Origin of the sequence: Pseudomonas helleri, from assembly GCF_045830615.1 — a bacterium.
GTDB classification, from domain to species: domain Bacteria; phylum Pseudomonadota; class Gammaproteobacteria; order Pseudomonadales; family Pseudomonadaceae; genus Aquipseudomonas; species Aquipseudomonas helleri.
The window spans coordinates 69644-91467 of the sequence record NZ_CP174501.1 but is presented as its reverse complement, the minus strand read 5'-3'; the positions used below and the strand labels follow the sequence as shown (position 1 = coordinate 91467).

The following is a 21824-nucleotide window of genomic DNA, read 5'->3' as shown; positions in this document are numbered from 1 at the left end:
GTGCGGGGACATAGTGGACACATTATGAACCGTAGTCCGGTTTGTTCACGTCGATAGTTCGCAAAAAGTGATGGCAGAAGTAGACGTCAAACAGTTGATCGCTTTCTGGGTTTGGGCGTATAGCAATATGCTGCCCAACCAAACCCTTGGCGATGCTGAAATAACGTTTCTGGAAGCGAAACCGACTGTGGTAAACCTTGGCCAATACGTCATCCGATCCGTATTCAAACTCCGATAGCTGCTGCGGATATGCCCAGGGACTAGACCGGTACCGGTCCATTGGCACCTGGTAGTCCAACCCTTGATGGGGGCGCTGTAGGTTGTAAATTTCACGCCACCGGTCGAAAGCCGTTTGAGCGTCAGTCAACGTAGAAAAATGCCGACCATTGAGCACTTCGGCTTTCAGTGAACGATGGAAACGCTCAATTTTCCCATTGGTTTGCGGGTGATAAGGGCGGCTGAAACTTATCCGGATGCCTAGGCGGATTAGCCAGATACTCAACTCCGTGATCTCGCCGGGATTACGCGGTGAGCCCCAAGGCGGGCCATTATCGACGTTGATGCGGGCTGGCAAGCCGTAAGTTCGGAAAACCTCGATCATCTTCTTCTGCACCGTGTCCCCACGCTCGTTATCACAAGCTTGTATAGCCAAGTTGAATCGGGAATGGTCGTCCAGCAGCGTTAGGGGATGGCATCGGCCTTGTTGCATCGCAAAGTGTCCTTTGAAATCCATCTGCCAAAGGTCGTTAGGCGCAGCATGTTCAAACCTCAGCTTGGCCGGTGGCCCCTTGTCAGAAGGCTGAATCAGGCCGTGCCGATGCAGAATGTTAGTGACGGTGCTGGGGGCGATACGATTTTTCAACAGGCTGCTGATTGTGCGTCCGCCCCATGCAGGGTTGTCTTGTCTAATCGCCAAGACCTCAGACTCCAAACCGGCCTGAGTCAGTTTCGGACTCATATTAGGCCTGCGGGACTTCTCCTCTAAGCCCGGTTTACCTTGGGCTTTGTAGCGTTCTAGCCACTTATAAGCTGTTTGCGGGCTGATACCGAATCGTCGGCACAGCTCGCGTTTATTGCTGCCGGGTTGCCGTGCTAAAGCAACGAACTCTTCTTTCAGGCTCATGGCGTCTCTCGTATTCCAAGGCATGATGGTTCTCCGGCGAAATTAGCTCACCGAAAAGTGTCCACCATGTCCCCGTACACCCGTCAACCATGTGTCCGGTCTCTACACGCTTTTGCAAAGTGACGCGGCGTAAGGCCGGAACCCTAAGTGGCCGTTGCCGCAGCAACGGATATGTACTCAAGTCAAGAGCCCCTCACCCTAGCCCTCTCCCGAAGGAGAGGGAACCGATTGGGGGATGCTGAAGATACTCGGCGGCCTGTTTGCTGCGCGACAGCGCGGCGTCGAAGACGGGGCGGCAGCTCCTACGCCTGTTTACATAGCGGGCTGTTTCTCCAGCACCCATTCCTGTTTGCCAGGGTAGAGCTGGGGCATTTCGTCAGGCTTGGCGGAGTCCAGCGCCTGGAAGATTTCAAGTCGGTTGCCGTTTCGCACAAAGATATGCGCGGCGCCGACTTCGTCCTGTTGCAGCCACAGGCTGTCGTATTCGCCACTCATGGACGCGCAGTCGCCCGCCATGCACAGCGCGTAGGCGTTGTTGTTGGGCAGGCCTTTGACTTGACCGTCCGGCATAAAGGTCACGGTATTGCCCTGCCCCACGCCGCTGATCACACGCCACTGACCGCCCAGATAGGCCGCCTTGAGCGCGTACTCGAAATTCGTGCCCAACGGGGCATCACTGCTCAGCTTTAGGGATGTGCGCACAAAGGACTGCTGAGGGTCGGCGTCTGAAGCGGCCTGAACCAGCTCTGCGCCCTGCACATTAAGCTCGATGGCCGAACTGCCATACACCGCCACTTGCCAGGCGCCCTTGTGGCCAGGCGTCAATTTGCCTTCGACCCACTCAAAGCCGTTGGTGTAGTTGGCTTTGGCGTTTTTGGCGTCGATGTCCCATTCAAGGTTCGGCCCGTTAGCCAGCAAGGCTTCACGCAGGTTGCCGCCCTTGGCAGCTTCATCGATTGCGCCCTGGTTAATCCAGACGCCACTGATATCGCGGGGTGCAGGTTCGCTGGCACAGCCGCCCAGTAATACGGCGAGCAGTGACAAGGCTAGCGCTTTGCGCATAGTGGAATCCTTTTAAAGCGGGGGGGAGAAGCGAGGGGGTTGGCGCAGCATGAATGTGCTGCGCCGAGGGTATTACTCGAGTACCAGAATGGCGTCCATCTCGACTTGCGAACCCTTAGGCAGTGCGGCAACGCCGATGGCTGCGCGTGCCGGGTACGGCTGTTCGAAGTACTTGCCCATGATCTCGTTGACCTTGGCGAAGTGGCTCAGGTCGGTCAGGAAGATGTTCAGCTTGACGATGTCTTTGAACGAGCCACCCGCTGCTTCAGCTACCGACTTCAGGTTTTCGAACACCTGAATGGTCTGGGCTTCAAAGCCTTCAACCAGTTCCATGGTTTTTGGGTCCAGCGGGATTTGACCGGACATGTAGACGGTATTGCCAGCCTTGATCGCCTGAGAGTAAGTACCGATCGCTGCAGGTGCCTTATCGCTGGTGATTACAGTCTTGGACATGGGTGACTCCTTGTAATTAGGTGGCTACGCACGCATACGAGTGATGCGGATGACCCCGGTAAGGGCGCGCAGTTTTTTGATCACGCGCGCCAGGTGCACACGGTCGTGCACGCTGACTACCAGTTGGACCACGCTGATTCGACCATCGCGTTCGTCCATGCTGATTTTTTCGATGTTGCCGTCGGCGGCGTTGACGCTGCTGGCCAGCAAGGCGATCAGGCCGCGCTGGTGTTCCAGTTCGACGCGCAATTCGACGTTGAATTCGCCGGTAACGTCCTTGGCCCATGATAGCTGGACGCATTTTTCAGGGTTATGACGGATTTCACTGATATTGCGGCAGTTGTCCAGGTGCACGACCATGCCTTTACCCGCCGACAGGTGGCCGACAATCGGGTCGCCCGGAATCGGCGTACAGCATTTGGCGTAGCTGAGCACCAGGCCTTCTGTACCACGAATCGCCAGCGGGCCTTCAGGGCTCGGCAGTTGCTCGCCCTCGCCCAGCAGGCGTCGGGCCACGACATATGCCATGCGGTTGCCCAGGCCGATGTCTTCAAGCAGGTCTTCGATGTGTTCCAGGCGATATTCCTGGAGCATGGCCTGAACGCGTTCGGCGGGGATCTTGTCCAGCGCGCTGTTAAAGCCGTTAAGCACTTTGTTCAGCAAACGTTCGCCGAGGCTGATGGACTCGGAACGGCGCTGCAGTTTCAGCGCGTGGCGAATGTGTGTGCGCGCCTTGCCGGTGACCACAAAGTTGAGCCAGGCCGGGTTCGGGCGTGCGCCCGGTGCACTGACGATCTCAACCGTGGAGCCGCTTTGCAGTGGCTCGGACAGCGGCGCGAGACGACGGTTGATCCGGCAGGCAATGCAGCTGTTGCCGACGTCGGTGTGTACCGCGTAGGCAAAGTCGACCGCCGTGGAGCCTTTGGGCAGCTCCATGATCCGGCCTTTAGGCGTAAAGACGTAGACCTCGTCCGGGAACAGGTCAATTTTTACGCTTTCGATAAATTCGAGGGAGTTGCCGGCGCGCTGCTGCATCTCGAGCACGCCCTTGACCCATTGCCGCGCCCGGGCGTGAGTCCCGGTGTGCTGCTCGTCGCCACTGGACTTGTACAGCCAGTGCGCGGCGATGCCGTTGTTGGCCATTTCTTCCATTTCACGGGTACGGATCTGAATTTCGATCGGTACGCCATGCATGCCAAACAGCGTGGTATGCAGCGACTGATAGCCGTTGGCTTTAGGGATTGCGATGTAGTCCTTGAAGCGGCCCGGCAGCGGTTTGTACAAATTATGCACAGCGCCCAGCACGCGGTAGCAGGTGTCAACTTTGTCGACGATGATGCGGAACGCGTACACGTCCATGATCTCGTTGAACGCCCGACGCTTGCCGCGCATCTTTTTATAGATGCCGTAGATGTGCTTTTGCCGCCCGCTCACTTCGCCCTGAATGCCGTCGACGGCCAGACAGTGGCTGAGGGACTCTTCAATCTTGTTGACGATCTCTTTGCGATTGCCCCGGGCGCGCTTGACCGCCTGATAAATGCGCGCCGAGCGCATCGGGTACATCGCCTTGAAACCGAGGTCTTCGAATTCGATACGAATGTTGTGCATGCCCAGCCGGTTGGCGATGGGCGCGTAGATTTCCAGGGTTTCCTTGGCAATCCGCCGGCGTTTTTCGCCGGACAACACTTCGAGGGTGCGCATGTTGTGCAAGCGGTCTGCCAGCTTGACCAGAATCACGCGAATGTCGCGGGCCATGGCCATGGCCATTTTCTGGAAGTTTTCAGCTTGGGCTTCGGCTTTGGTTTCGAAGTTCATCTGGGTCAGCTTGCTGACGCCATCGACCAGTTCGGCCACGGTTTCACCGAACTGCGCAACCAGCGCTTCTTTGGCAATACCGGTGTCTTCGATCACGTCATGCAGCATGGCCGCCATCAGGCTTTGATGGTCCATATGCATGTCGGCAAGGATGTTTGCCACTGCCAGCGGGTGCGTGACATAAGGCTCACCGCTACGTCGGCGTTGGCCGTCGTGGGCTTGTTCTGCGTAGAAATACGCTCGTCGGACCAGATTGACCTGGTCCGCACTGAGGTAGGTCGACAAGCTGTCGGCGAGGGCGTCTATGCTCGGCATGAGGGAGCCTCCTGCCAAAACTGTGAACCCTTCGCCGTACTACGTCGACCGGGCATAGGCTTAGTTCGCCTCGTTGGACTCGTCCTCGAACGCTGCAAACAGCGGTTCGTCTTCGACGATTTCAGCGTTGGCGATAAACTCGTAGCTCATCAGGCCTTCTGCGATTTCGCGCAGGGCAACAACGGTAGGCTTGTCGTTTTCCCACTGAACCAGAGGCTCTTTACCACCGGTGGCCAGCTGACGGGCACGCTTGGTAGACAGCATGACCAGCTCAAAGCGGTTATCCACGTGTTCTAGGCAGTCTTCAACGGTTACGCGGGCCATGGTCTTCCTCGTAGCAAATACAATGTGCGCGCTGCCCGGATGGGCGAGCGGACTCGACAGTTTAAAAAATCACCAGCCATTAGGGAAGCGCTGATTTTTCACTCACCCTGCCCAACGTCTCTGTAAGTGCCAATGTAAAGCCCTTGCAGGGGTTTTGGGAAGCGCTGATTAACCGAGCAATTCGGCCAGCAATTTACCGTAGCGCTGCTGTTGGCGCTTTTGCTGGAGACGACTGGCATGGAAAATGGCCTTCAAGTCATCCAGTGCCACGGCAAAGTCGTCGTTGATGATCAGGTAGTCGTAGTCGACGTAGTGGCTCATTTCACTCACGGCTTCGCGCATACGGCCGTCAATAATCTCGGCACTGTCCTGCCCGCGATTGTCCAGGCGCTCACGCAGGGCTTGTTGGCTCGGTGGCAGGATAAAGATCGAACGTGCCTGAGGCATCAGTTTGCGAACCTGCTCGGCACCTTGCCAGTCGATTTCCAGAATCAGGTCATGACCTTCATCCAGCGTCTGCTGCAAGTAGCTTTGCGAGGTGCCATACAGGTTGCCAAACACTTCAGCACGCTCAAGAAAATCACCGTGCTCGATCATTTTCACGAACTCTTCGCGCTCGACGAAGTGATAGTGCACGCCGTTCTCTTCGCCGGGGCGCATGGCCCGGGTGGTGTGTGACACCGAGACGCGGATCTGCGGCTCAATGTCGATCAGGGCCTTGACCAGGCTGCTTTTCCCGGCCCCTGAAGGCGCGGAAATAATGTAGAGAGTGCCAGTGCTGTGGTTCATGTGGGGGAAGCCTTACTCAATATTCTGTACTTGTTCGCGCATCTGCTCGATCAACACTTTGAGGTTGACCGCAGCCTGGGTGCTGCGCGGATCGAATGCCTTGGAACCGAGGGTGTTGGCCTCCCGGTTGAGTTCTTGCATCAGGAAGTCGAGCCGACGGCCGGCAGCACCGCCCGACTTGAGCACACGCCGCACTTCCAGAATGTGGGTGCTCAGACGGTCCAGTTCTTCTGCGACGTCACTCTTTTGCGCGAGCAAGACCATTTCTTGCTCAAGGCGCTGAGGGTCCAGCTCGGCTTTCATGTCGGCAAAGCGATCCAGCACCTTCTGCCGCTGGGTGGCGAGCATTTGCGGGACCAGCTCACGCAGGGTCTCTACGTCGCTTTCAATGGCGCTCAAACGGTCACTGATCAAACGCGCCAGCTCGGCGCCTTCGCGCTCACGGCCGTTTTTGAGCTCTTGCAGACCTTGCTTGAACAGCGCCAGCGCCTGATTGTTGAGGGCCTGCGGGTCGGCAGCATCGGCCACCAGCACGCCGGGCCAGGCCAGCACTTCGAGCGGATTGAGGGCCGCGGGCTGCTTGATCAGGCTGGCAATGGTTTCGGCAGCAGCCACCAGTTGCGCGGCGCGCTCACGGTCGACTTGCAGCGGCTTGCCCGTGGTTTCTTCGGTGAAGCGCAAGGTGCACTCCAGTTTGCCTCGGGAAATACCTTGGCGCAGCGCTTCACGCACCGCCCCTTCAAGCTCGCGGAAAGACTCTGGCAAGCGCAGATGCGGCTCCAGGTAGCGGCTGTTGACCGAACGCAGCTCCCAGCTCAGGGTTCCCTGAGTGCCGGCGCTTTCGACGCGGGCAAAGGCGGTCATGCTGTGCACCATGGAGGTACCTCGCGATCTGATGAGTGAAGCCGGGCGGCTATTAAGGGGGCGGATTGTAGCGCAGTGCAGCGGATGGCCCCAAATGGCGTCTGTCGTAAAGGCGCTACAACACTGGATTGCGTTTTAAATGTGCCCGGATCGGTCACGGCCTTTATAATGCTCGGCAGTTTTCCGTCCCGTACAGGTATCCCACATGAAACGTCCAAGTGGTCGCGCTGCCGATCAGCTCCGCCCGATCCGCATCACCCGCAACTACACCAAACACGCAGAGGGTTCTGTACTGGTCGAGTTCGGTGACACCAAAGTCATCTGCACCGTAAGCGTCGAGAACGGCGTACCGCGCTTCCTTAAAGGTCAGGGCCAAGGCTGGTTGACCGCTGAATACGGCATGTTGCCGCGCGCCACCGGCGAGCGTAACCAGCGTGAAGCCAGCCGTGGCAAACAAGGCGGTCGCACCCTGGAAATCCAGCGCCTGATCGGCCGTTCGCTGCGCGCCGCGCTGGACATGTCCAAACTGGGCGACATCACCCTGTACGTCGATTGCGACGTGATCCAGGCCGACGGCGGCACCCGCACCGCGTCGATCACCGGCTCCATGGTGGCTCTGGTTGATGCCCTCAAAGTGATCAAAAAGCGTGGCGGCCTCAAAGGCGGCGACCCGATCAAGCAAATGATCGCCGCTGTATCGGTGGGCATGTACCAGGGCGAGCCGGTGCTGGATCTGGACTACCCTGAAGATTCGGCAGCCGAAACCGACTTGAACGTCGTGATGACCAGCACCGGTGGTTTTATTGAGGTTCAGGGCACAGCCGAAGGCGCGCCGTTCCAGCCTGCCGAACTGAACGCCATGCTGGCACTGGCTCAACAAGGCATGACCGACATCTTCGCACTGCAACAAGCGGCGCTGGCAGACTGATCGCTAAGCCCTTGATGACCGACAGGAGAACGCCATGACAGAGCTCGACCTTTCAAACCCCAAGCCGAGCCGCGAAGCCCGCCAATGGGCAATGTTTTGTCACTTTGCGGCGTTTCTGGGGATGTGGTTTCCGTTTGGCAACCTGATTGGGCCGCTGATCATTTGGCAGCTCAAGCGCGAGAGCGACCCCTTTATTGACGAGCAGGGCAAAGAATCGCTGAACTTTCAGATCACCGTGGCGATTGCTTCGGCCATTTGCTACGTGCTGATGTTTGTACTGATTGGCTTCGTCTTGCTCGGCCTGCTGTTTATCGGCGCCGTGGTGCTGGTGGTGATTGCCGGCGTCAAAGCCAATGACGGGGTGGCCTACCGCTACCCTTTCACCTGGCGGCCGATCAAGTAAGCCCCAGACTTGCCTCGCAATCTTTTTAGGTCAAAAGATCGCGAGGCAAGCTCGCTCCTACCGGTTTATCAGGCGCTTGTTACGCCGTAGCGGGCGGCGGGTTCGTTGCGCGAGAGGTTGGGTAACAGCGCTTGGCGCGCCGCCTCAAAAGCCGCCCAATCTGCGCTGTCCGGCAAAGACGGTACCGTCACAGCCTCACCTTGGGCCAAGCCCGCCAACGCCGCGTCGACCAGCTTCTCGGTGGTCATGACCATCGTCTTCGGCAAGGCATCTACCGACATGCCGGCCGCTGCAAAAAACTCGGTCGCCGTCGCACCCGGCAGCACGACGTGCACGTTGATCCCTTTATCACTGAGTTCGTGGCGCAGCGATTCGCTGAAGGCCAGCACGTAGGCTTTGGTTGCGCCATATACGCCATTGAGCAATGTCGGCGCCACGGCGACGACTGAAGCAATGTTGATGATCGTGCCACGGCCCTGTTCGACTAAGTTACCGGCAGCGGCTTTTGCCAGACGCGTCAGCGCCAGCACGTTGAGCAAAATCATCGCGTCCATTGCTTCAACGGAAGACTCCAGCAATGTGCCCCCGGCTCCCACGCCCGCGTTGTTGACCAACAGACTGATGCGCTTGTCGTCTTGCAAAAGGGCGGCGACACGCGCCAAATCGTCAGGCTGGTTGAGGTCAGCGACCACCACCTGAACATCGCGCCGGGTTTGCGCGGTCAACCGGGCCGCCAGACCTTCCAGCCGCTGCTGGTTGCGGGCCACCAGAATCAGGTCGTAGCCCTGCTGCGCCAAACGATCGGCATACACCGCACCAATCCCCGAGGAAGCGCCCGTAACCAGGGCATAGCCTTTGTGTTCACTCATAACGCTTGCTCCAAAATGGCCGGGTAAGGAGTCGGCCTTGTTGAGGTTCAGGTTATGAGCGTATGGTGATGTCAGCAATGTCATATATCCCACCTTTCAGGACATGCTCATGGTCACCATCGGTATTCTTCTGTCGCCCGGCTTTCAGATGCTTTGCCTGTCCACCAGCACCATCTTTGAGTTTGCCAACCTGCTCAGCGGGCAATCGTTCTATCGCGTGGATTTGATCTCTGAGCAGGGCGGCCTGGTGCCCAGCTCCATGGGTTTTAGCGTCGAGACGCAGGCGTTCAAGCAACGCAGCTATGACACGGTGCTGGTGCTGGGCGACAACCAATTGATAGAACCCACACCGGCGCTGATCCCTTTTTTGCAGGACACCCTGATTACATCGCGTCGCCTGGCTTCCGCCTGTACCGGCTCATTTCTGCTGGCAGCCGCAGGTTTGCTGGATGGCCGCAAAGCCACCACGCACTGGTTTCACGCCCGTACCTTTCGCGAGGCGTTTCCCAAGGTAAAGCTGGAAGAGGACCGCATTTTTACGGTCGACGGCAAGCTGTGGACCAGCGCGGGCATGACCGCCTGCATTGATCTGGCCCTGGCCTTGGTGGAGCAGGATTTGGGCGCAGAAGTAGCGCGTGACGTGGCCAGAAAGCTGGTGGTTTACCATCGCCGCGCTGGCGGGCAGTCGCAGTTTTCCGCGTTATTGGAACTCGAGCCAAAGTCCGACCGCGTGCAAACCGCGCTGACTTACGCCAAGGAGCACCTGCGCGAAGAGCTGTCGGTCGAGCAATTGGCCGAGGTCGCCCACTTGAGCCCTCGCCAGTTCAGCCGCTTGTTTCGCAGCGAAACAGGCCAGTCCCCGGCCAAGGCCATCGAGAACCTACGCCTTGAGGCGGCCCGTTTGATGCTTGAGTCCGGTGCCCACAGTATCGACAGCGTGGCGCGTGAGAGCGGTTTTGGCGACCCGGAGCGCATGCGTCGAGCCTTTATCCGCGCCTTTGGCCAGCCACCTCAAATGCTCCGTCGGGCGCTGCACTTGCAGGCTTAGCCGCCAAAAAAAATGCCCGTATCGTGGGATACGGGCATTTTTATGACAGCGAAAGAACACTTAGATAGTGAGTGTCCAGTCGTAGTCCACGATCAACGGCGCGTGTTGCGAGAAGCGTGGTTGACGCGGCAAGCGAGCGCTGCGAACAAAGCGGCGCAAACCCGGGGTCAACAACTGGTAGTCGAAACGCCAGCCCAGATTCAGCATCTCGGCCTGTTCGTTGTCCGGCCACCAGCTGTACTGATCGCCTTCACGACTGACTTCACGCAGGGCATCGACATAGCCCATGTTGCCGACAATCTCATCCATCCAGGCCCGTTCAGGCGCCAGGAAACCAGGAGACTGCTGGCTGTCACGCCAGTTTTTAATGTCGAGCTTCTGCTGCGCCACGTACAACGAGCCGCAGTAAATGTACTCACGACGCTTGCGACGCTGCTTATCCAGATAGCGTGCAAAATCGTCCATTAGCTTGAACTTCTGGTTCAAGTCTTCATCGCCATTCTGCCCCGAAGGAAGCAGCAAGGTCGCGATGCTGACCTTATCGAAATCGGCTTGCAGGTAGCGCCCGTAGCGATCGGCCGTCTCGAAGCCAAGCCCAGTGATGACTGCTTTCGGCTGCAACCGCGAGTACAAAGCCACACCGCCTTGGGCAGGGACTTCAGCTTCGCACGCGTACAGAAAGTAGCCATCCAGCTGGTAGGCTGGATCGTCCAGTTCAAAGGCGGAGGCGCGGGTGTCCTGCAGGCAGATAACGTCGGCATTCTGAGCCTGCAGCCAACTGAGCAAACCGCGCTCGACTGCCGCCTGAATACCATTGACGTTCACACTGATGATCCGCATAAATGGCCCCAAAAATCACGTGCGTGTATGATACACGCCGTCTTACTAATTAGCTAAATCCGTGGTATCTGGGGCCATTTTCATGCAAGCGTATCAGCGCGACTTTATCCGTTTTGCCATTGATCGCGGCGTTTTGCGCTTCGGTGAGTTCACCCTGAAGTCCGGGCGTACCAGCCCCTACTTCTTCAATGCCGGCCTGTTCAACACCGGCTCCGCGCTGGCTCAACTGGGGCGCTTCTATGCCGCCGCCATCGTTGACAGCGGCATTGATTTCGACGTGCTGTTTGGCCCGGCTTACAAAGGCATCCCTTTGGCCGCGACCACCGCCGTCGCTCTGGCCGAGCACCATGATCGCGACATGCCATGGTGTTTCAACCGCAAAGAGGCCAAGGCCCACGGCGAAGGCGGCAGCCTGGTCGGTTCGCCGCTGGTAGGCGACATCCTGATCATCGACGACGTGATCACGGCCGGCACCGCCATCCGTGAAGTCATGCAAATCATTAACGCCCAAGGCGCCAAAGCGGCCGGCGTACTGATCGCCCTCAACCGCCAGGAGCGCGGCAATGGCGAGCTGTCGGCCATCCAGGAAGTCGAGCGCGACTTCGGCATCCCGGTGGTCAGCATCGTGTCGTTGACCCAGGTTCTGCAATATCTGGCCGAAGACGAAACCTTGAAGCAACACCTGCCAGCCGTTGAAGCCTACCGGGCGCAGTACGGGATCTAAACAGCCCCGCTGTTCCCCACGGGGGAGGCACGACACCTGTCGCGCCTCCCCCGTATTGTTTGTGCGGATTAACCCGCCTGTGCGGCCAATTCAGCTTCGCGCCGGGCGATGGCGAGTTCCAGTTCCGGGGAGCGCTTGGCCCATTGCTCGGGCGGAAGGGGTTTGGACCATTCGATGATGTCGGGGTCGTCAAAGGTTGGTGGCGGGGAGAGTTTCCAGGTTTGCAGCATGAAGACGATGGGGCCGCCGAAAATGAAGATACCGATAATTAACCACGCGGCCTTAAAAAACTCACCCTCGCGCAAATGGAGCCAAATACCTTTCGCGTATTCACAACATGTGCCCCAGACAATTCCTCGTCCTTTCAAACTGCCACGACTGCCTTCAAAGTCATTCGTTTGCGGTAATGCATGAGGACCAATCTCCATAAAACTGCGCATGCACTCCCACATTGACATTGCCGCTTCATTCCCCCCGCAATTAAAACCCCAATAAGAGTGCTTGTTATCTTCTTCAGCATGAGGGTCTGGATTATCAAAGCCTATAAACAGCATCCCTGAGGTATTCCGACCTGCTTGACTGACTGAAGAACTCTGCGCCGCAGCGGCAGTTACCGTTTCCCAGGGCACAATCCAATACTCGCCATCTTTACGCGGTACGCAGACTTCACGGCGTTGGCGATTAAAGCGAATGGGTAAGGGGGTTGGGCGGTAAAGCATATTAGCCAGCATTAGCGCAGGAATGCCTGTACTGACTCCGCCTATGACAAACATAATTTCACTAAAGTCAGGTGCTATGCTCAAAAACCCAAAAGCCATCCCAAAATAAAGCAATGCCATCGGCCATAAAATCATCAAAGCTGAACCAATGCTGTAATTACCAATATCTATAAATATGTCGTTTTTTCTCCAAACAAGGTTCAGTGTATCGGTTGGCTTCTCCCCTGTTGGTATTGGCAAGGGAGCCAAATAATCTCGCTGTGAAAACAAGCCAGTGTTACTTGTCCCGGCGGTTGGTGCGCTCATCGTTTTATGCCTGGCTGCAAAAAAATTGAACACTGTTGGCCGCCCAACGGATAACGCTTAGCGATATCCAACTCTGGCGTTGGGTCATTACGCAAAGCTATTACTCCAGTCGCGGCACTCAACGTGAATGCCACCCCTCGATCTCCACCCACAAAATTGTGGAGTCCTAGCATTGAAGTTAAAGGTGTGTTGTATCGCAAGCGCAAAAATATTGTTGTGGGTTTGGAGCCATACAAGTCAGGGACTGTGTTGAATGGGCCGCTCAAGCGTAAACCCTGCCCTTGAGTATGCGGAATCCACTCACAACGACTTGCGAGCACCCAATATTTGCCAACATCTTGCATGGACTCTTCAGGAGAGTATTTCCCCTCACCACTTTTTATCCGCTCACGCATTGCTAGGGTATCTAGTGGATTGCCAACCATACTTAATTCAAGATAAACATTACTGGGCTCAGCTCCTGGCAGATCAATGGTGAGTTTTTTGACCGAACTATTCACTACACCGGACTGCAAAGAACTCATCACACTACTTTGCTCTTCGGATTCAAAGCTGATTCTAGGAACATAAAGAATCCCGTACAAACGATTAAGTTCATCTTGCTGAGCATCCAAATTTATTGGACTTAGATCGCGGGCGCGAGACTTTGACCAGCAGCAATTATTTAAAAAACTTTGCATCGGTGATTGCTGAAAATACCAGGCAATCAGATACAACACGCCTAGTACAGCAATTAACAAATTAAGCGGCCCCATCCATAACAAGTACCCTCCCACTGCTGCGCTTACTGTGAGCCCTCCAGAAACCGCTCTGAAGGTATAAATCAAACCGAACAAAGCCTGAGTTGCAAAGGCGATAACTTGACCACCTACTATATTTCGACGCATCGTTAACCACGGATCAATAGTACCGTGAGCATTTTCTATCTGTTTCTGTAAAGACAGAAACTCCATAGCAGCAGCACCTGCAGATAGACCACCAATCACACCCCCAAAAAGAGTTAAAACAGGGACACTAACCCAAGTATTATTGGGAAGCTTGAGTGCAATCGCCTTGTCCTTCACCCCTCCCCTGACCTGACTATCAATTACCGCCACCAATGCCGCCCCGGCATAGAGCGTTGCTGAATAAGTGTCGTATATCCGCTGCTGATCCATCCCCTCCAGTACTCCGGCCTGCCCCAGATAATTACTGGCATTCCAGCTATTGAGCAGTAACGCCGTCAGGGCTATTAACCCTCCGCTGTTTTTAACGGCGGGCGAGTCGACGATTTTTGCAATGTGGCCACGGCCGATGGCTTTACCGGTGGTATTAACCCATTGGGCAAGATCTTCTGCCGCCTTGCCAAACTGCACCAACATTTGGTGCTTACCTTGGGTTATTAACCGCAAACCAATTTGATGCCCCGCTCGGGTGGCACTCATTATCGCCAGCCAAGGCCCTTGTAATGGTTCGCCCGCTTTGCTGCCAAGCAGCAGCAACGACGCGCCCAAGCGCTTTAAAAGGGTGTTCCACAAGCTATTGACGTTACCCGACCTAACACCAAGGTCAGACAGAATATTCACACCTTGTGGCCCCAACGCCTTGCTCAACGCCGCCATCGCATTGGCCTGATTTTCAACTTCTAGCGCAGCCATCAACTCCGTTGCGCGGCTGTTGGTATTGACCGCGCCTTCGAGTGTGGGGCTCCACCCATAAAACAACTGCCTTAACGCCCCGTCATCCGCACTGCGCACATAGTCCGCATATTGCTCAGCGCCAACTGTGCGCAAGCACTGCGCGCTCAGGCAGGCCAATGCCAGTTCATCCAGCCATTGGCGGTGGTCGCTGTCTTGATAATCCACAAACCACGTACCGCTATGGTGACGCGGCAGGTAGGCGCCACGGTCGGCATACAGGGCTTCGTGTCGCTCTTTCAGGTGATCAAAGTGTTTCGGGGCCGTTTCGTCGAGCCATTGGTTCATGGCGGGCAGGTCGATGTATTGTTCGACTTTGTCGCTGGCGTGAGTGTTGTGCGTGTTACTGAGTTTATTAACCTGGTACTCAAGCACCATTTCCATAATTTCGTCATGAAACTTCAGCGGTATAAACCCGCGGATCGGCGCAACCGCAGCCTGTTCGCGAAGATGTATCTCGTGTAGTCGAATATCGGCTTGCTGCTTGGTGAATGGAGATCCATCAGGCACATTGGCGGCGTAACGCTCTCTGGCCAGTTGTTCTAACCGAGTACGTGTGTCCAGCAACATCTGCGCCTGCTCACGCGTCAGTTCAATATCTTGTTCCCGATAGCGGTAAACCAGCATACCGATCACTTCGTCGGGATCCTCCGTAATCAAACTCCGCACAAACCCGCCAATACTCAGCCGCAGGTTGTTATCGGCCTGCCATTGCTCATGCCGCGACTCGATCAGTTCTTGCTCATGGTTGATGTCGCGCAAAACACCCAGGTCATCGTCAAGGCAGGCCAATACCGTGAACAACCCGCGGGCCTGCACATGAGCCCGCTCCATCAGGTCTTGTGTGCGGGTGGCAGTCCATTGCTCAGCGCTCCATTCCCCCGGAGGCGTGACGTCGTCCGACACAGCCGGGTAGCCCGCCGACACTTTTTCCCGCTCATGCAGCCAATGCATGGCATCGGTGTAGGCCTTGATGTTGTCGGGCGACGGATCTGCCATGACCTTCTTGCCCAGTTGGTCCGCACTGGCGCGTAAAGCCGGTTGATGACGCTGGTAATCAATCGCCATCGCCAAGTCATAGGTGCTCGGAATCAACTCGGCCATCACACTTTTCGATTCACTCAACGGCGCGCAATGCGGCGCTTGCAACGTATTGGCCACTTGCCGCAGGTCGAGTAGACGCATGCGTTTGGCGCGCTGTTGAGGGTCGTGCAGGCCGGCGCAGGCGGCCGGGTTGAGGGGGATTTCGCTGTAGAGCAGCCAGGCGTCTTGTTGCTTGGCCAGCGCCAAGCCACTCAAGGTGCCGGACTGGACGACGGTGTCATCCTCATCCAGTCCCTGGCTGAGCAGCAGGTTGTTTTCAGCCACTGCATAGCGCTGCAACGGGCCGCTGCCTTGCCACACATAGACAAACCCTGCGCGCAAAAGGCGCGCAGCCATCGGGTGGCTTTGGGTCTGTGTACCGGGCTGGCACGCCGGATGGCTGGCGGGTTCTTCGCTGAGGGCGTAACGCACCGGCACGACAAATAAATGCGGCTGGCTGGCCGGGCACTGTTGAACGGTGCTGTTGATATCAACGTGTTCGCAGGCACTGGCGGCGCGCCGGGCATCAGACAGGTTGACCATTGAAGCCAGACTTTTATCAAGGTTCATAGCGCACGCTCTGCAGGCTTCATTTGCGTCATCAATTCGTCCAGTAACTGCTCCAGACGCTGTTCGGGGGCGACTGCTCGCTGGCTCAACACCTGGCGATAGACCGCATGCTCCGGGCCTTCGGGAAACTCATCACCGTAAGCGGCATACAGGCTTGCCCAGGCCATGACTTCGTCATCGGCGCTGTAGCCGTGGCGCGCCGCATTGCGCTGACAACCCAGCGCCCATGCCTGTTGCGCCGGCTCGTCCAAACCCTGCAAACACGGCGCAAAGTAGCGCTGGCCATGCTCAACAAGGCGCTGTGTAAAGTGCTCGCGCCGGGCTTGGCACAGATGCTCCAGCGTCTGCGCACTCAACGTCAGCCACGGCGTCGTCGCGTAGCGGGCGCAGGGTTGATGCGGGTTGTTCTGCTGGATAACCACACCCTCCGGCAGCCTGATGACGCGAACCGGGCCCATCAGTTGATCCCGCTCAGCCTCTGCCAGATCTGCCAACCACAGGCGGGTAATGCACGGGTCGTAGAAACGGAAAAAAGCCGTGACATCGCCCGCAAGCCGGACATGGATCAGGCTACGCAGGTGCTCTAAAACAAGGGTTTCGTCTGCGTCAGACTCCAGCCAGATACCCGCCCGGCCCTGCCATTGCTCAATAAAGGTGTTGGCCAGCGCACTGCCCGGTTCGACGCTAACCAGCACCGGGCCAAAAGAAGCCATCTCGGCATAGCGGGTAGTCAGGTACAGCGAATGCGCAACCGTGATGTTCGCCAACTCAAACAGGCGCGCAGAGATGTTCGGGATCAGATGGCTGTCGAGCAGCAGGTATGCGCGGGTCATATCTGCCCCTCCTGCAAGGCTTCGCAGGCCAGGCACACGGGTGCCCGCTTAGCACTGGCACTGGCAAAGGCGCGTTTTTGCGACTCAAGCGCCAGTGCTGTCATGGCCTCGACCCCCTCCGTACTGGCCGGCACTGCTGGCATGCCCGGTATCGGCACCCCGCCCGGCAAGATCGGTGAACTGCTGTAAATCCCCACCGGCGTCAGTTGCAGGTGCTGCCCGCCCGCCATCAGGGTCAGCAGTGGCCCGCCATCGACCACCAGCGTGGCCCCGGCCTTGAAATGCGCGTGCACCCCGGCTTCAACAGCCATAACCATCCCCACCCGTGTGTGGCTGGTCATGGCGACGGCCTGGAAGTCATTCCCTTGCACTTGCACTTTGCGATCGCCGCTGACGGTTTGCTGGTCTTCGCCCTTGAGCACCACCACGCTGGCGCCGCTGATGGTTTCTTCGCGCTGGCCATCGATCTGCAAGCGGCTGTCGTTTTCAATGTGTTGCTGCATGTCGCGCTGGGCATGCAGGTAGATTTTTTCCTGGCCCTGGCGGTCTTCAAGGCGCAATTCGTTGTAGCCGCCACCGCCCGGCGTGCTGCGACTGCGCAAGGTGCTTTGGGTTTTATCGGCAGGCAGTTTGAGCGGCGTCGGGGTCAGGCTCGACACCAGGCAGCCTGAAATCACCGGCTGGTCGACATCACCCTCCAGGTAGCTGACCAGTACTTCCATGCCGACCCGCGGAATCGTCACCGCGCCATAGCTGTCGCCCGCCCAACTGGAGGCGACGCGCAGCCAGCAACTGCTGGTGTCGTCGCTCGCCCCGCTGCGGTCCCAATGGAAGCTGACCTTGACCCTGCCGAACGCGTCGCAGTGGATCTCCTGCCCCGCCGGACCGGTAACGCGGGCGGTCTGGCTGCCATGGATGCGCGGCTTGGCAAACACCACGGGCGAACGGTACGTCACGCCCTCGGGGATCGCCACAAAGTGGTTGCGATAGCCTTGGCTAAAGCCCGGCGAATGCAAGAGCGTTAAGCGGCCACCTTGCTCTTCAAGCACCTGCGGCTGCTTGCCTTCATGGTGAACATGGGTCAGTAGCCACGGCACATTCCAGTCGCTAACAGGGTGCTCGCTGAGGGTTAAAAAGTGACCACTGCTCAAGGTCGGCTGATCACTGTGGCCGCTGGCCTGGCGATAATCGCTCTGATGCTGCTCCAGCGCTCGCTGGCTTTGTCGCTCGCCTTGAGCATCGCTGATGAAGCGACCGGGGTAGCTGTAATGCTCAAGCGCACGCCGTTTGAGGTCGCTTTGGCTGTCGGCCTCCAGCGTGCGGCTGGCAGCTTTAAAGTCGTAATCACGCCGCGCCGTACTGTTGGTTCGGGTTTGCAAACGCAGATCAAACCCCTGAATCGCCGCCGAGTCGGCCGCCATCCCGCCGCTGGGCATGTAAGGTGTTGCCGGTTGCAACGAGGTAAAAGCCGCCTGTCCATCACCGAACTGTAAGTAGTGGGCATCAGACGAATGCTTGAAGTGGTAATGCATGCCCTCTTCAAAACACAGCCGCTGAATGAAATGCAGGTCGGACTCGGCGTACTGCACACAGTACTCGCGAGGTTCGTAGGTCGATTGCAACGTGAAACCGTACGCATTGCCGAGAATGCCGTGCTCTTCGAGCAGGGTTTCGATGATCTGCTGCGCGGTCTGGTTCTGAAAAATGCGCTGATTGGTACGGTGTTTCAGGTAGGCCAAACGTGGCACCAGCGTCAGGCGATAGTGCGTAAAGCGCTTGCCAGGGCTGCATCGGACGATCTGATAAATCTGCCCGTGGATACCGCGCTCAAGGTCATCAAAGGCCAAAAAAGCCGGGGTGTGCAGCAGCGCTTCAAGGTCCAGATCTGCGCGATCACACACCAGCTCAACGTCAAAGGCAAAGGGCGTGTTGAGCGCTTCGTCACCGCTGAAAGCCAGCACCTCAACGGGATGAGGACAACGGCTGATGTTCAGCCTGAACGAGTTGTCGCGAGCAAATGCGGGCATCCATGACTCCTCTGACGTGAGGTCAGCGCAAAGGAGTGAACGCTAAAGGATGGGCACAGCGCAGGATGTAGGAGGAGTCTCTACTTACGAGGGAATACGGCCTTCGTTGTCGGAGATCCGTAAATCTGTGTGGTAGCAGGCTTGCTCGCGATCTTTTAAACGGTCAAAAGATCGCGAGGCAAGCCCGCGCCTACAGCGGGAGGGTTGAGGCTTAAGCAGCAGGCTTGCTGTTGCTGATCAACGTGCCCACACCGGTGTCGGTGAAGATTTCCAGCAGTACGGCGTTCGGTACACGGCCGTCGACAATGTGCGCGGTGGTCACGCCACCTTGCACGGCTTCCAGCGCGCAACGAATCTTCGGCAGCATGCCGCCGTAGATGGTGCCGTCTTCAATCAACCCGTCGACCTGCGCGGTGGTCAGGCCGGTCAGCACATGACCTTCCTTATCCATCAAACCGGCAATGTTGGTGAGCAGCATCAGCTTTTCAGCTTTCAGCGCCTCAGCCACTTTGCCCGCCACAAAGTCAGCGTTGATGTTGTACGACTCACCGTCCGGGCCCACACCAATCGGCGCGATGACCGGGATGAAGTCACCCTTGGTCAGCATGTTGAGCAAATCGGTGTTGATCCCGGTGACTTCGCCCACATGACCGAAGTCGATGATTTCAGGCGTGGTCATTTCCGGGGTCTGGCGCTTCACCACCATCTTTTTGGCCTGGATCAGACCGGCATCTTTGCCGGTCAGACCGATAGCGCTGCCGCCATGACGGTTGATCAGGTTGACGATTTCCTTGTTCACATGACCGCCCAGGACCATTTCAACAACGTCCATGGTTTGCGAGTCGGTCACGCGCATGCCGTCGATAAAATGACTCTCGATGGACAAACGCTTGAGCAGATCACCGATTTGCGGGCCGCCACCGTGGACCACGACCGGGTGGATACCCACCGCTTTCATCAGCACGATGTCGCGCGCAAAACCGGTTTTCAGGTCATCGTTTTCCATCGCGTTGCCGCCGTACTTGATGACCAGCGTCTTGCCGACATAGCGGCGAATGTAAGGCAGCGCTTCGGACAAAACCTTGGCGACGTTAGAGGCGGCATCACGTTCGAGGGTCATTCAGGGCTCCGGTAAAACTCAGTCGATCAAAACGGTAGTTGAAGATCAGGTGCCACACGCTTGAGTTGGGCGTGGAAGACATCCTTGATGCGTTGCAGTTCGGCCTCGGTATCAGCCTCAAATCGCAGCACCAGCACCGGCGTGGTGTTGGACGCGCGAACCAGGCCCCAGCCTTGTGGATAGTCGACGCGCACGCCGTCAATCGACGTCAGCTCGGCGGCCTCACCCCATTGGGCGTCATGCAGGGCTTCAATGATGCTGAATTTGCTCTCATCCGTCACATCGATATTGATTTCTGGCGTAGAAATATCGTTCGGGAAAGTCTCAAACAGCTCTTCAGCGGTTTGCTGTTGTTTGCTGAGGATCTCCAGCAGGCGCGCAGCGCTGTAAATGCCGTCATCAAAGCCGAACCAGCGCTCTTTGAAAAAGATATGCCCGCTCATTTCACCGGCCAGCAAGGCGCCGGTCGCTTTCATTTTCTTCTTGATTAACGAATGACCGGTCTTCCACATCAATGGGCGACCACCGTATTCCTTGATCAGCGGGGTCAGGCGGCGCGTGCACTTCACATCGAAGATGATCTCGGCGTTCGGATTGCGCTCCAGCACGTCTTGGGCAAACAGCATCAGCAAGCGGTCCGGGAACACCATGGTGCCGGTGTTGGTCACCACGCCCACGCGGTCGCCGTCGCCGTCGAAAGCCAGGCCCAGGTCGGCGTTGGTTTCTTTTACCTTGGCGATCAGGTCTACCAAGTTTTCAGGTTTGCCCGGGTCCGGGTGGTGGTTCGGGAAGTTGCCGTCCACCTCGCAGAACAACGGGATCACCTCACAGCCCAGCGCCTCCAGCAGTTGCGGTGCGATCACGCCGGCAGCGCCGTTACCGCAATCGACCACGACCTTGAGCTTCTTGGCCAGTTTGATGTCTTTGACAATTTCATCGGCGTAGCGCGACAAAATATCAACGCGCTCGATGCTGCCTTCGCCCCACGTCAGGTCGTTGTTTTTCAGGCGCGTATGCAGCGCCTGGATCTGCTCGTTGGCCAGGGTGTCACCGGCGATCACGATTTTGAAACCGTTGTAATTCGACGGGTTATGGCTACCGGTGAGCATCACGCCCGACTTGCCCGCCAACACGTTGGCCGCGTAGTACAGCGCAGGTGTGGGCACCAGGCCCACATCGCTGACCTTGCAACCGCTGTCAGCAACGCCCTGGATCAAACGCTCGACCAGCGCCGGGCCAGACAAACGACCGTCACGGCCGATCGACACATGGGGTTCACCTTCGGCCAGGCTCTGGGAGCCAATGGCGCGACCAATCCAGTAGGCGGTTTCAGCGGTCAATGTTTGCGGCACAACACCGCGAATGTCATAGGCGCGAAAAATGGTGTCAGGGAAGTTGGGGGCGACCGAAGCAGGGCTGCTCATTACAGGGAAGACTCCATTCTTGAAGAGTGTGGGGAACACGAATAAGGGTTAGAGAGTGCCGGAATGCCCAAAACCGCCAGCGCCACGCTGGCTTTCATCGAATTCCTCGACCAGCTCAAAGTGCGCCTGCACCACCGGCACCAGCACCAGTTGAGCGATACGCTCGCCGATGGTGATGTTGAAGGCGGTTTGACCACGGTTCCAGCAAGACACCATCAGCTCGCCCTGATAATCGGAGTCGATCAGACCCACCAGATTGCCCAGCACGATGCCATGTTTGTGGCCCAGGCCCGAGCGCGGCAGGATCAACGCAGCCAGGCCCGGATCGCCGATGTACATCGACAGGCCGGTCGGGATCAGCAGGGTTTGGCCCGGCTCCAGCACGGTGTCTTCTTTGAGCATGGCGCGCAGATCAAGGCCTGCGGAGCCAGGGGTGGCGTATTGCGGCAGCGGGAATTCGGTACCAATGCGTGGATCAAGGATTTTGGCTTGCAAAGCGTGCATTCGAG

The 21824-nt window shown here is 57.5% G+C and carries 19 protein-coding genes and 1 pseudogene; 4 read left to right on the top strand and 16 right to left on the bottom strand.

Features of this window, described 5'->3' with window-relative positions; translation table 11 throughout:
• Window positions 1-22 precede the first annotated feature (22 nt).
• The 7 genes from ACJJU9_RS00455 to ACJJU9_RS00425 form a co-directional block, all read right to left on the bottom strand.
• Window positions 23-1147, bottom strand: a complete 1125-nt coding sequence (locus tag ACJJU9_RS00455; RefSeq protein ID WP_407729199.1) for an IS481 family transposase — start codon at window positions 1145-1147, stop codon at window positions 23-25.
• Between the two features lie 288 nt (window positions 1148-1435).
• A complete protein-coding gene (locus ACJJU9_RS00450) occupies window positions 1436-2185 on the bottom strand; it encodes a hypothetical protein (RefSeq protein ID WP_407729828.1) in 750 nt (249 codons plus the stop codon).
• A 72-nt stretch (window positions 2186-2257) separates the two neighbouring features.
• Complete coding sequence (locus ACJJU9_RS00445) at window positions 2258-2638, bottom strand: RidA family protein (RefSeq protein WP_153432836.1); 381 nt, start codon at window positions 2636-2638, stop codon at window positions 2258-2260.
• Window positions 2639-2662: 24 nt separating this feature from the next.
• Entirely contained in the window at window positions 2663-4768 is a 2106-nt protein-coding gene (gene spoT / locus ACJJU9_RS00440) for a bifunctional GTP diphosphokinase/guanosine-3',5'-bis pyrophosphate 3'-pyrophosphohydrolase (protein ID WP_048372386.1), read from the bottom strand.
• Window positions 4769-4828: 60 nt separating this feature from the next.
• Window positions 4829-5092: a DNA-directed RNA polymerase subunit omega gene (rpoZ, locus tag ACJJU9_RS00435; RefSeq protein WP_016782707.1), complete on the bottom strand. Its 264-nt coding sequence runs from the start codon at window positions 5090-5092 to the stop codon at window positions 4829-4831.
• A 168-nt stretch (window positions 5093-5260) separates the two neighbouring features.
• Window positions 5261-5881, bottom strand: a complete 621-nt coding sequence (gene gmk, locus ACJJU9_RS00430) for a guanylate kinase (protein ID WP_407729827.1) — start codon at window positions 5879-5881, stop codon at window positions 5261-5263.
• Window positions 5882-5893: 12 nt separating this feature from the next.
• Window positions 5894-6757, bottom strand: a complete 864-nt coding sequence (locus tag ACJJU9_RS00425; protein ID WP_048389125.1) for a YicC/YloC family endoribonuclease — start codon at window positions 6755-6757, stop codon at window positions 5894-5896.
• 193 nt (window positions 6758-6950) lie between these two features.
• On the opposite strand from ACJJU9_RS00425, the gene rph reads away from it, so the two are divergent.
• Together rph and ACJJU9_RS00415 are read left to right on the top strand one after the other, a co-directional pair.
• Window positions 6951-7673: a ribonuclease PH gene (gene rph, locus ACJJU9_RS00420; RefSeq protein WP_048389122.1), complete on the top strand. Its 723-nt coding sequence runs from the start codon at window positions 6951-6953 to the stop codon at window positions 7671-7673.
• A 34-nt stretch (window positions 7674-7707) separates the two neighbouring features.
• The gene (locus ACJJU9_RS00415) at window positions 7708-8076 is read left to right on the top strand and encodes a DUF4870 domain-containing protein (protein ID WP_048372394.1); all 369 of its coding nucleotides are present in this window, start codon (window positions 7708-7710) and stop codon (window positions 8074-8076) included.
• Window positions 8077-8144: 68 nt separating this feature from the next.
• On the opposite strand, the gene ACJJU9_RS00410 is transcribed toward ACJJU9_RS00415, so the two are convergent.
• A complete protein-coding gene (locus tag ACJJU9_RS00410; RefSeq protein ID WP_407729826.1) occupies window positions 8145-8945 on the bottom strand; it encodes an SDR family NAD(P)-dependent oxidoreductase in 801 nt (266 codons plus the stop codon).
• Window positions 8946-9054: 109 nt separating this feature from the next.
• On the opposite strand from ACJJU9_RS00410, the gene ACJJU9_RS00405 reads away from it, so the two are divergent.
• Entirely contained in the window at window positions 9055-9993 is a 939-nt protein-coding gene (locus tag ACJJU9_RS00405; RefSeq protein WP_407729825.1) for a GlxA family transcriptional regulator, read from the top strand.
• 60 nt (window positions 9994-10053) lie between these two features.
• On the opposite strand, the gene ACJJU9_RS00400 is transcribed toward ACJJU9_RS00405, so the two are convergent.
• The gene (locus ACJJU9_RS00400; protein ID WP_048372400.1) at window positions 10054-10833 is read right to left on the bottom strand and encodes an exodeoxyribonuclease III; all 780 of its coding nucleotides are present in this window, start codon (window positions 10831-10833) and stop codon (window positions 10054-10056) included.
• A gap of 82 nt (window positions 10834-10915) precedes the next feature.
• Here ACJJU9_RS00400 and pyrE point away from each other — a divergent pair, with 82 nt between their 5' ends.
• Window positions 10916-11557 carry an orotate phosphoribosyltransferase gene (gene pyrE / locus ACJJU9_RS00395; protein WP_407729824.1) on the top strand — a complete coding sequence of 214 codons (642 nt, stop codon included), beginning with the start codon at window positions 10916-10918 and terminating at the stop codon, window positions 11555-11557.
• Window positions 11558-11625: 68 nt separating this feature from the next.
• Here the strand turns inward: pyrE and ACJJU9_RS00390 are convergent, their stop codons facing one another.
• The 7 genes and pseudogenes from ACJJU9_RS00390 to dut all read right to left on the bottom strand — a co-directional run bounded on the left by ACJJU9_RS00390 (window position 11626) and on the right by dut (window position 21819).
• A complete protein-coding gene (locus ACJJU9_RS00390) occupies window positions 11626-12582 on the bottom strand; it encodes a hypothetical protein (protein WP_407729823.1) in 957 nt (318 codons plus the stop codon).
• Window positions 12579-15911: a toxin VasX gene (locus ACJJU9_RS00385; RefSeq protein ID WP_407729822.1), complete on the bottom strand. Its 3333-nt coding sequence runs from the start codon at window positions 15909-15911 to the stop codon at window positions 12579-12581. Before ACJJU9_RS00385 ends, ACJJU9_RS00390 begins: the two co-directional genes overlap by 4 nt.
• Window positions 15908-16744: a DUF4123 domain-containing protein gene (locus ACJJU9_RS00380; protein WP_407729821.1), complete on the bottom strand. Its 837-nt coding sequence runs from the start codon at window positions 16742-16744 to the stop codon at window positions 15908-15910. Before ACJJU9_RS00380 ends, ACJJU9_RS00385 begins: the two co-directional genes overlap by 4 nt.
• A complete protein-coding gene (locus ACJJU9_RS00375; protein WP_407729820.1) occupies window positions 16741-18771 on the bottom strand; it encodes a type VI secretion system tip protein VgrG in 2031 nt (676 codons plus the stop codon). Before ACJJU9_RS00375 ends, ACJJU9_RS00380 begins: the two co-directional genes overlap by 4 nt.
• 211 nt (window positions 18772-18982) lie before the next feature.
• On the bottom strand, window positions 18983-19891 hold the full coding sequence (gene argB / locus ACJJU9_RS00370; RefSeq protein WP_048387078.1) for an acetylglutamate kinase: 909 nt from the start codon (window positions 19889-19891) through the stop codon (window positions 18983-18985).
• A 26-nt stretch (window positions 19892-19917) separates the two neighbouring features.
• Window positions 19918-21294, bottom strand: a pseudogene (locus tag ACJJU9_RS00365) (phosphomannomutase/phosphoglucomutase); the annotation flags it as partial.
• Between the two features lie 69 nt (window positions 21295-21363).
• Window positions 21364-21819: a dUTP diphosphatase gene (gene dut / locus ACJJU9_RS00360; protein WP_407729819.1), complete on the bottom strand. Its 456-nt coding sequence runs from the start codon at window positions 21817-21819 to the stop codon at window positions 21364-21366.
• Window positions 21820-21824: the final 5 nt, after the last annotated feature.

Bases quoted from the DNA above. Each gene is read 5' to 3' on its own strand.
- ACJJU9_RS00455 (WP_407729199.1), bottom strand. From the start codon at position 1,147: ATGCCTTGGAATACGAGAGACGCCATGAGCCTGAAAGAAGAGTTCGTT.
- ACJJU9_RS00450 (WP_407729828.1), bottom strand. From the start codon at position 2,185: ATGCGCAAAGCGCTAGCCTTGTCACTGCTCGCCGTATTACTGGGCGGC.
- ACJJU9_RS00445 (WP_153432836.1), bottom strand. From the start codon at position 2,638: ATGTCCAAGACTGTAATCACCAGCGATAAGGCACCTGCAGCGATCGGT.
- spoT (WP_048372386.1), bottom strand. From the start codon at position 4,768: ATGCCGAGCATAGACGCCCTCGCCGACAGCTTGTCGACCTACCTCAGT.
- rpoZ (WP_016782707.1), bottom strand. From the start codon at position 5,092: ATGGCCCGCGTAACCGTTGAAGACTGCCTAGAACACGTGGATAACCGC.
- gmk (WP_407729827.1), bottom strand. From the start codon at position 5,881: ATGAACCACAGCACTGGCACTCTCTACATTATTTCCGCGCCTTCAGGG.
- ACJJU9_RS00425 (WP_048389125.1), bottom strand. From the start codon at position 6,757: ATGGTGCACAGCATGACCGCCTTTGCCCGCGTCGAAAGCGCCGGCACT.
- rph (WP_048389122.1), top strand. From the start codon at position 6,951: ATGAAACGTCCAAGTGGTCGCGCTGCCGATCAGCTCCGCCCGATCCGC.
- ACJJU9_RS00415 (WP_048372394.1), top strand. From the start codon at position 7,708: ATGACAGAGCTCGACCTTTCAAACCCCAAGCCGAGCCGCGAAGCCCGC.
- ACJJU9_RS00410 (WP_407729826.1), bottom strand. From the start codon at position 8,945: ATGAGTGAACACAAAGGCTATGCCCTGGTTACGGGCGCTTCCTCGGGG.
- ACJJU9_RS00405 (WP_407729825.1), top strand. From the start codon at position 9,055: ATGGTCACCATCGGTATTCTTCTGTCGCCCGGCTTTCAGATGCTTTGC.
- ACJJU9_RS00400 (WP_048372400.1), bottom strand. From the start codon at position 10,833: ATGCGGATCATCAGTGTGAACGTCAATGGTATTCAGGCGGCAGTCGAG.
- pyrE (WP_407729824.1), top strand. From the start codon at position 10,916: ATGCAAGCGTATCAGCGCGACTTTATCCGTTTTGCCATTGATCGCGGC.
- ACJJU9_RS00390 (WP_407729823.1), bottom strand. From the start codon at position 12,582: ATGAGCGCACCAACCGCCGGGACAAGTAACACTGGCTTGTTTTCACAG.
- ACJJU9_RS00385 (WP_407729822.1), bottom strand. From the start codon at position 15,911: ATGAACCTTGATAAAAGTCTGGCTTCAATGGTCAACCTGTCTGATGCC.
- ACJJU9_RS00380 (WP_407729821.1), bottom strand. From the start codon at position 16,744: ATGACCCGCGCATACCTGCTGCTCGACAGCCATCTGATCCCGAACATC.
- ACJJU9_RS00375 (WP_407729820.1), bottom strand. From the start codon at position 18,771: ATGCCCGCATTTGCTCGCGACAACTCGTTCAGGCTGAACATCAGCCGT.
- argB (WP_048387078.1), bottom strand. From the start codon at position 19,891: ATGACCCTCGAACGTGATGCCGCCTCTAACGTCGCCAAGGTTTTGTCC.
- dut (WP_407729819.1), bottom strand. From the start codon at position 21,819: ATGCACGCTTTGCAAGCCAAAATCCTTGATCCACGCATTGGTACCGAA.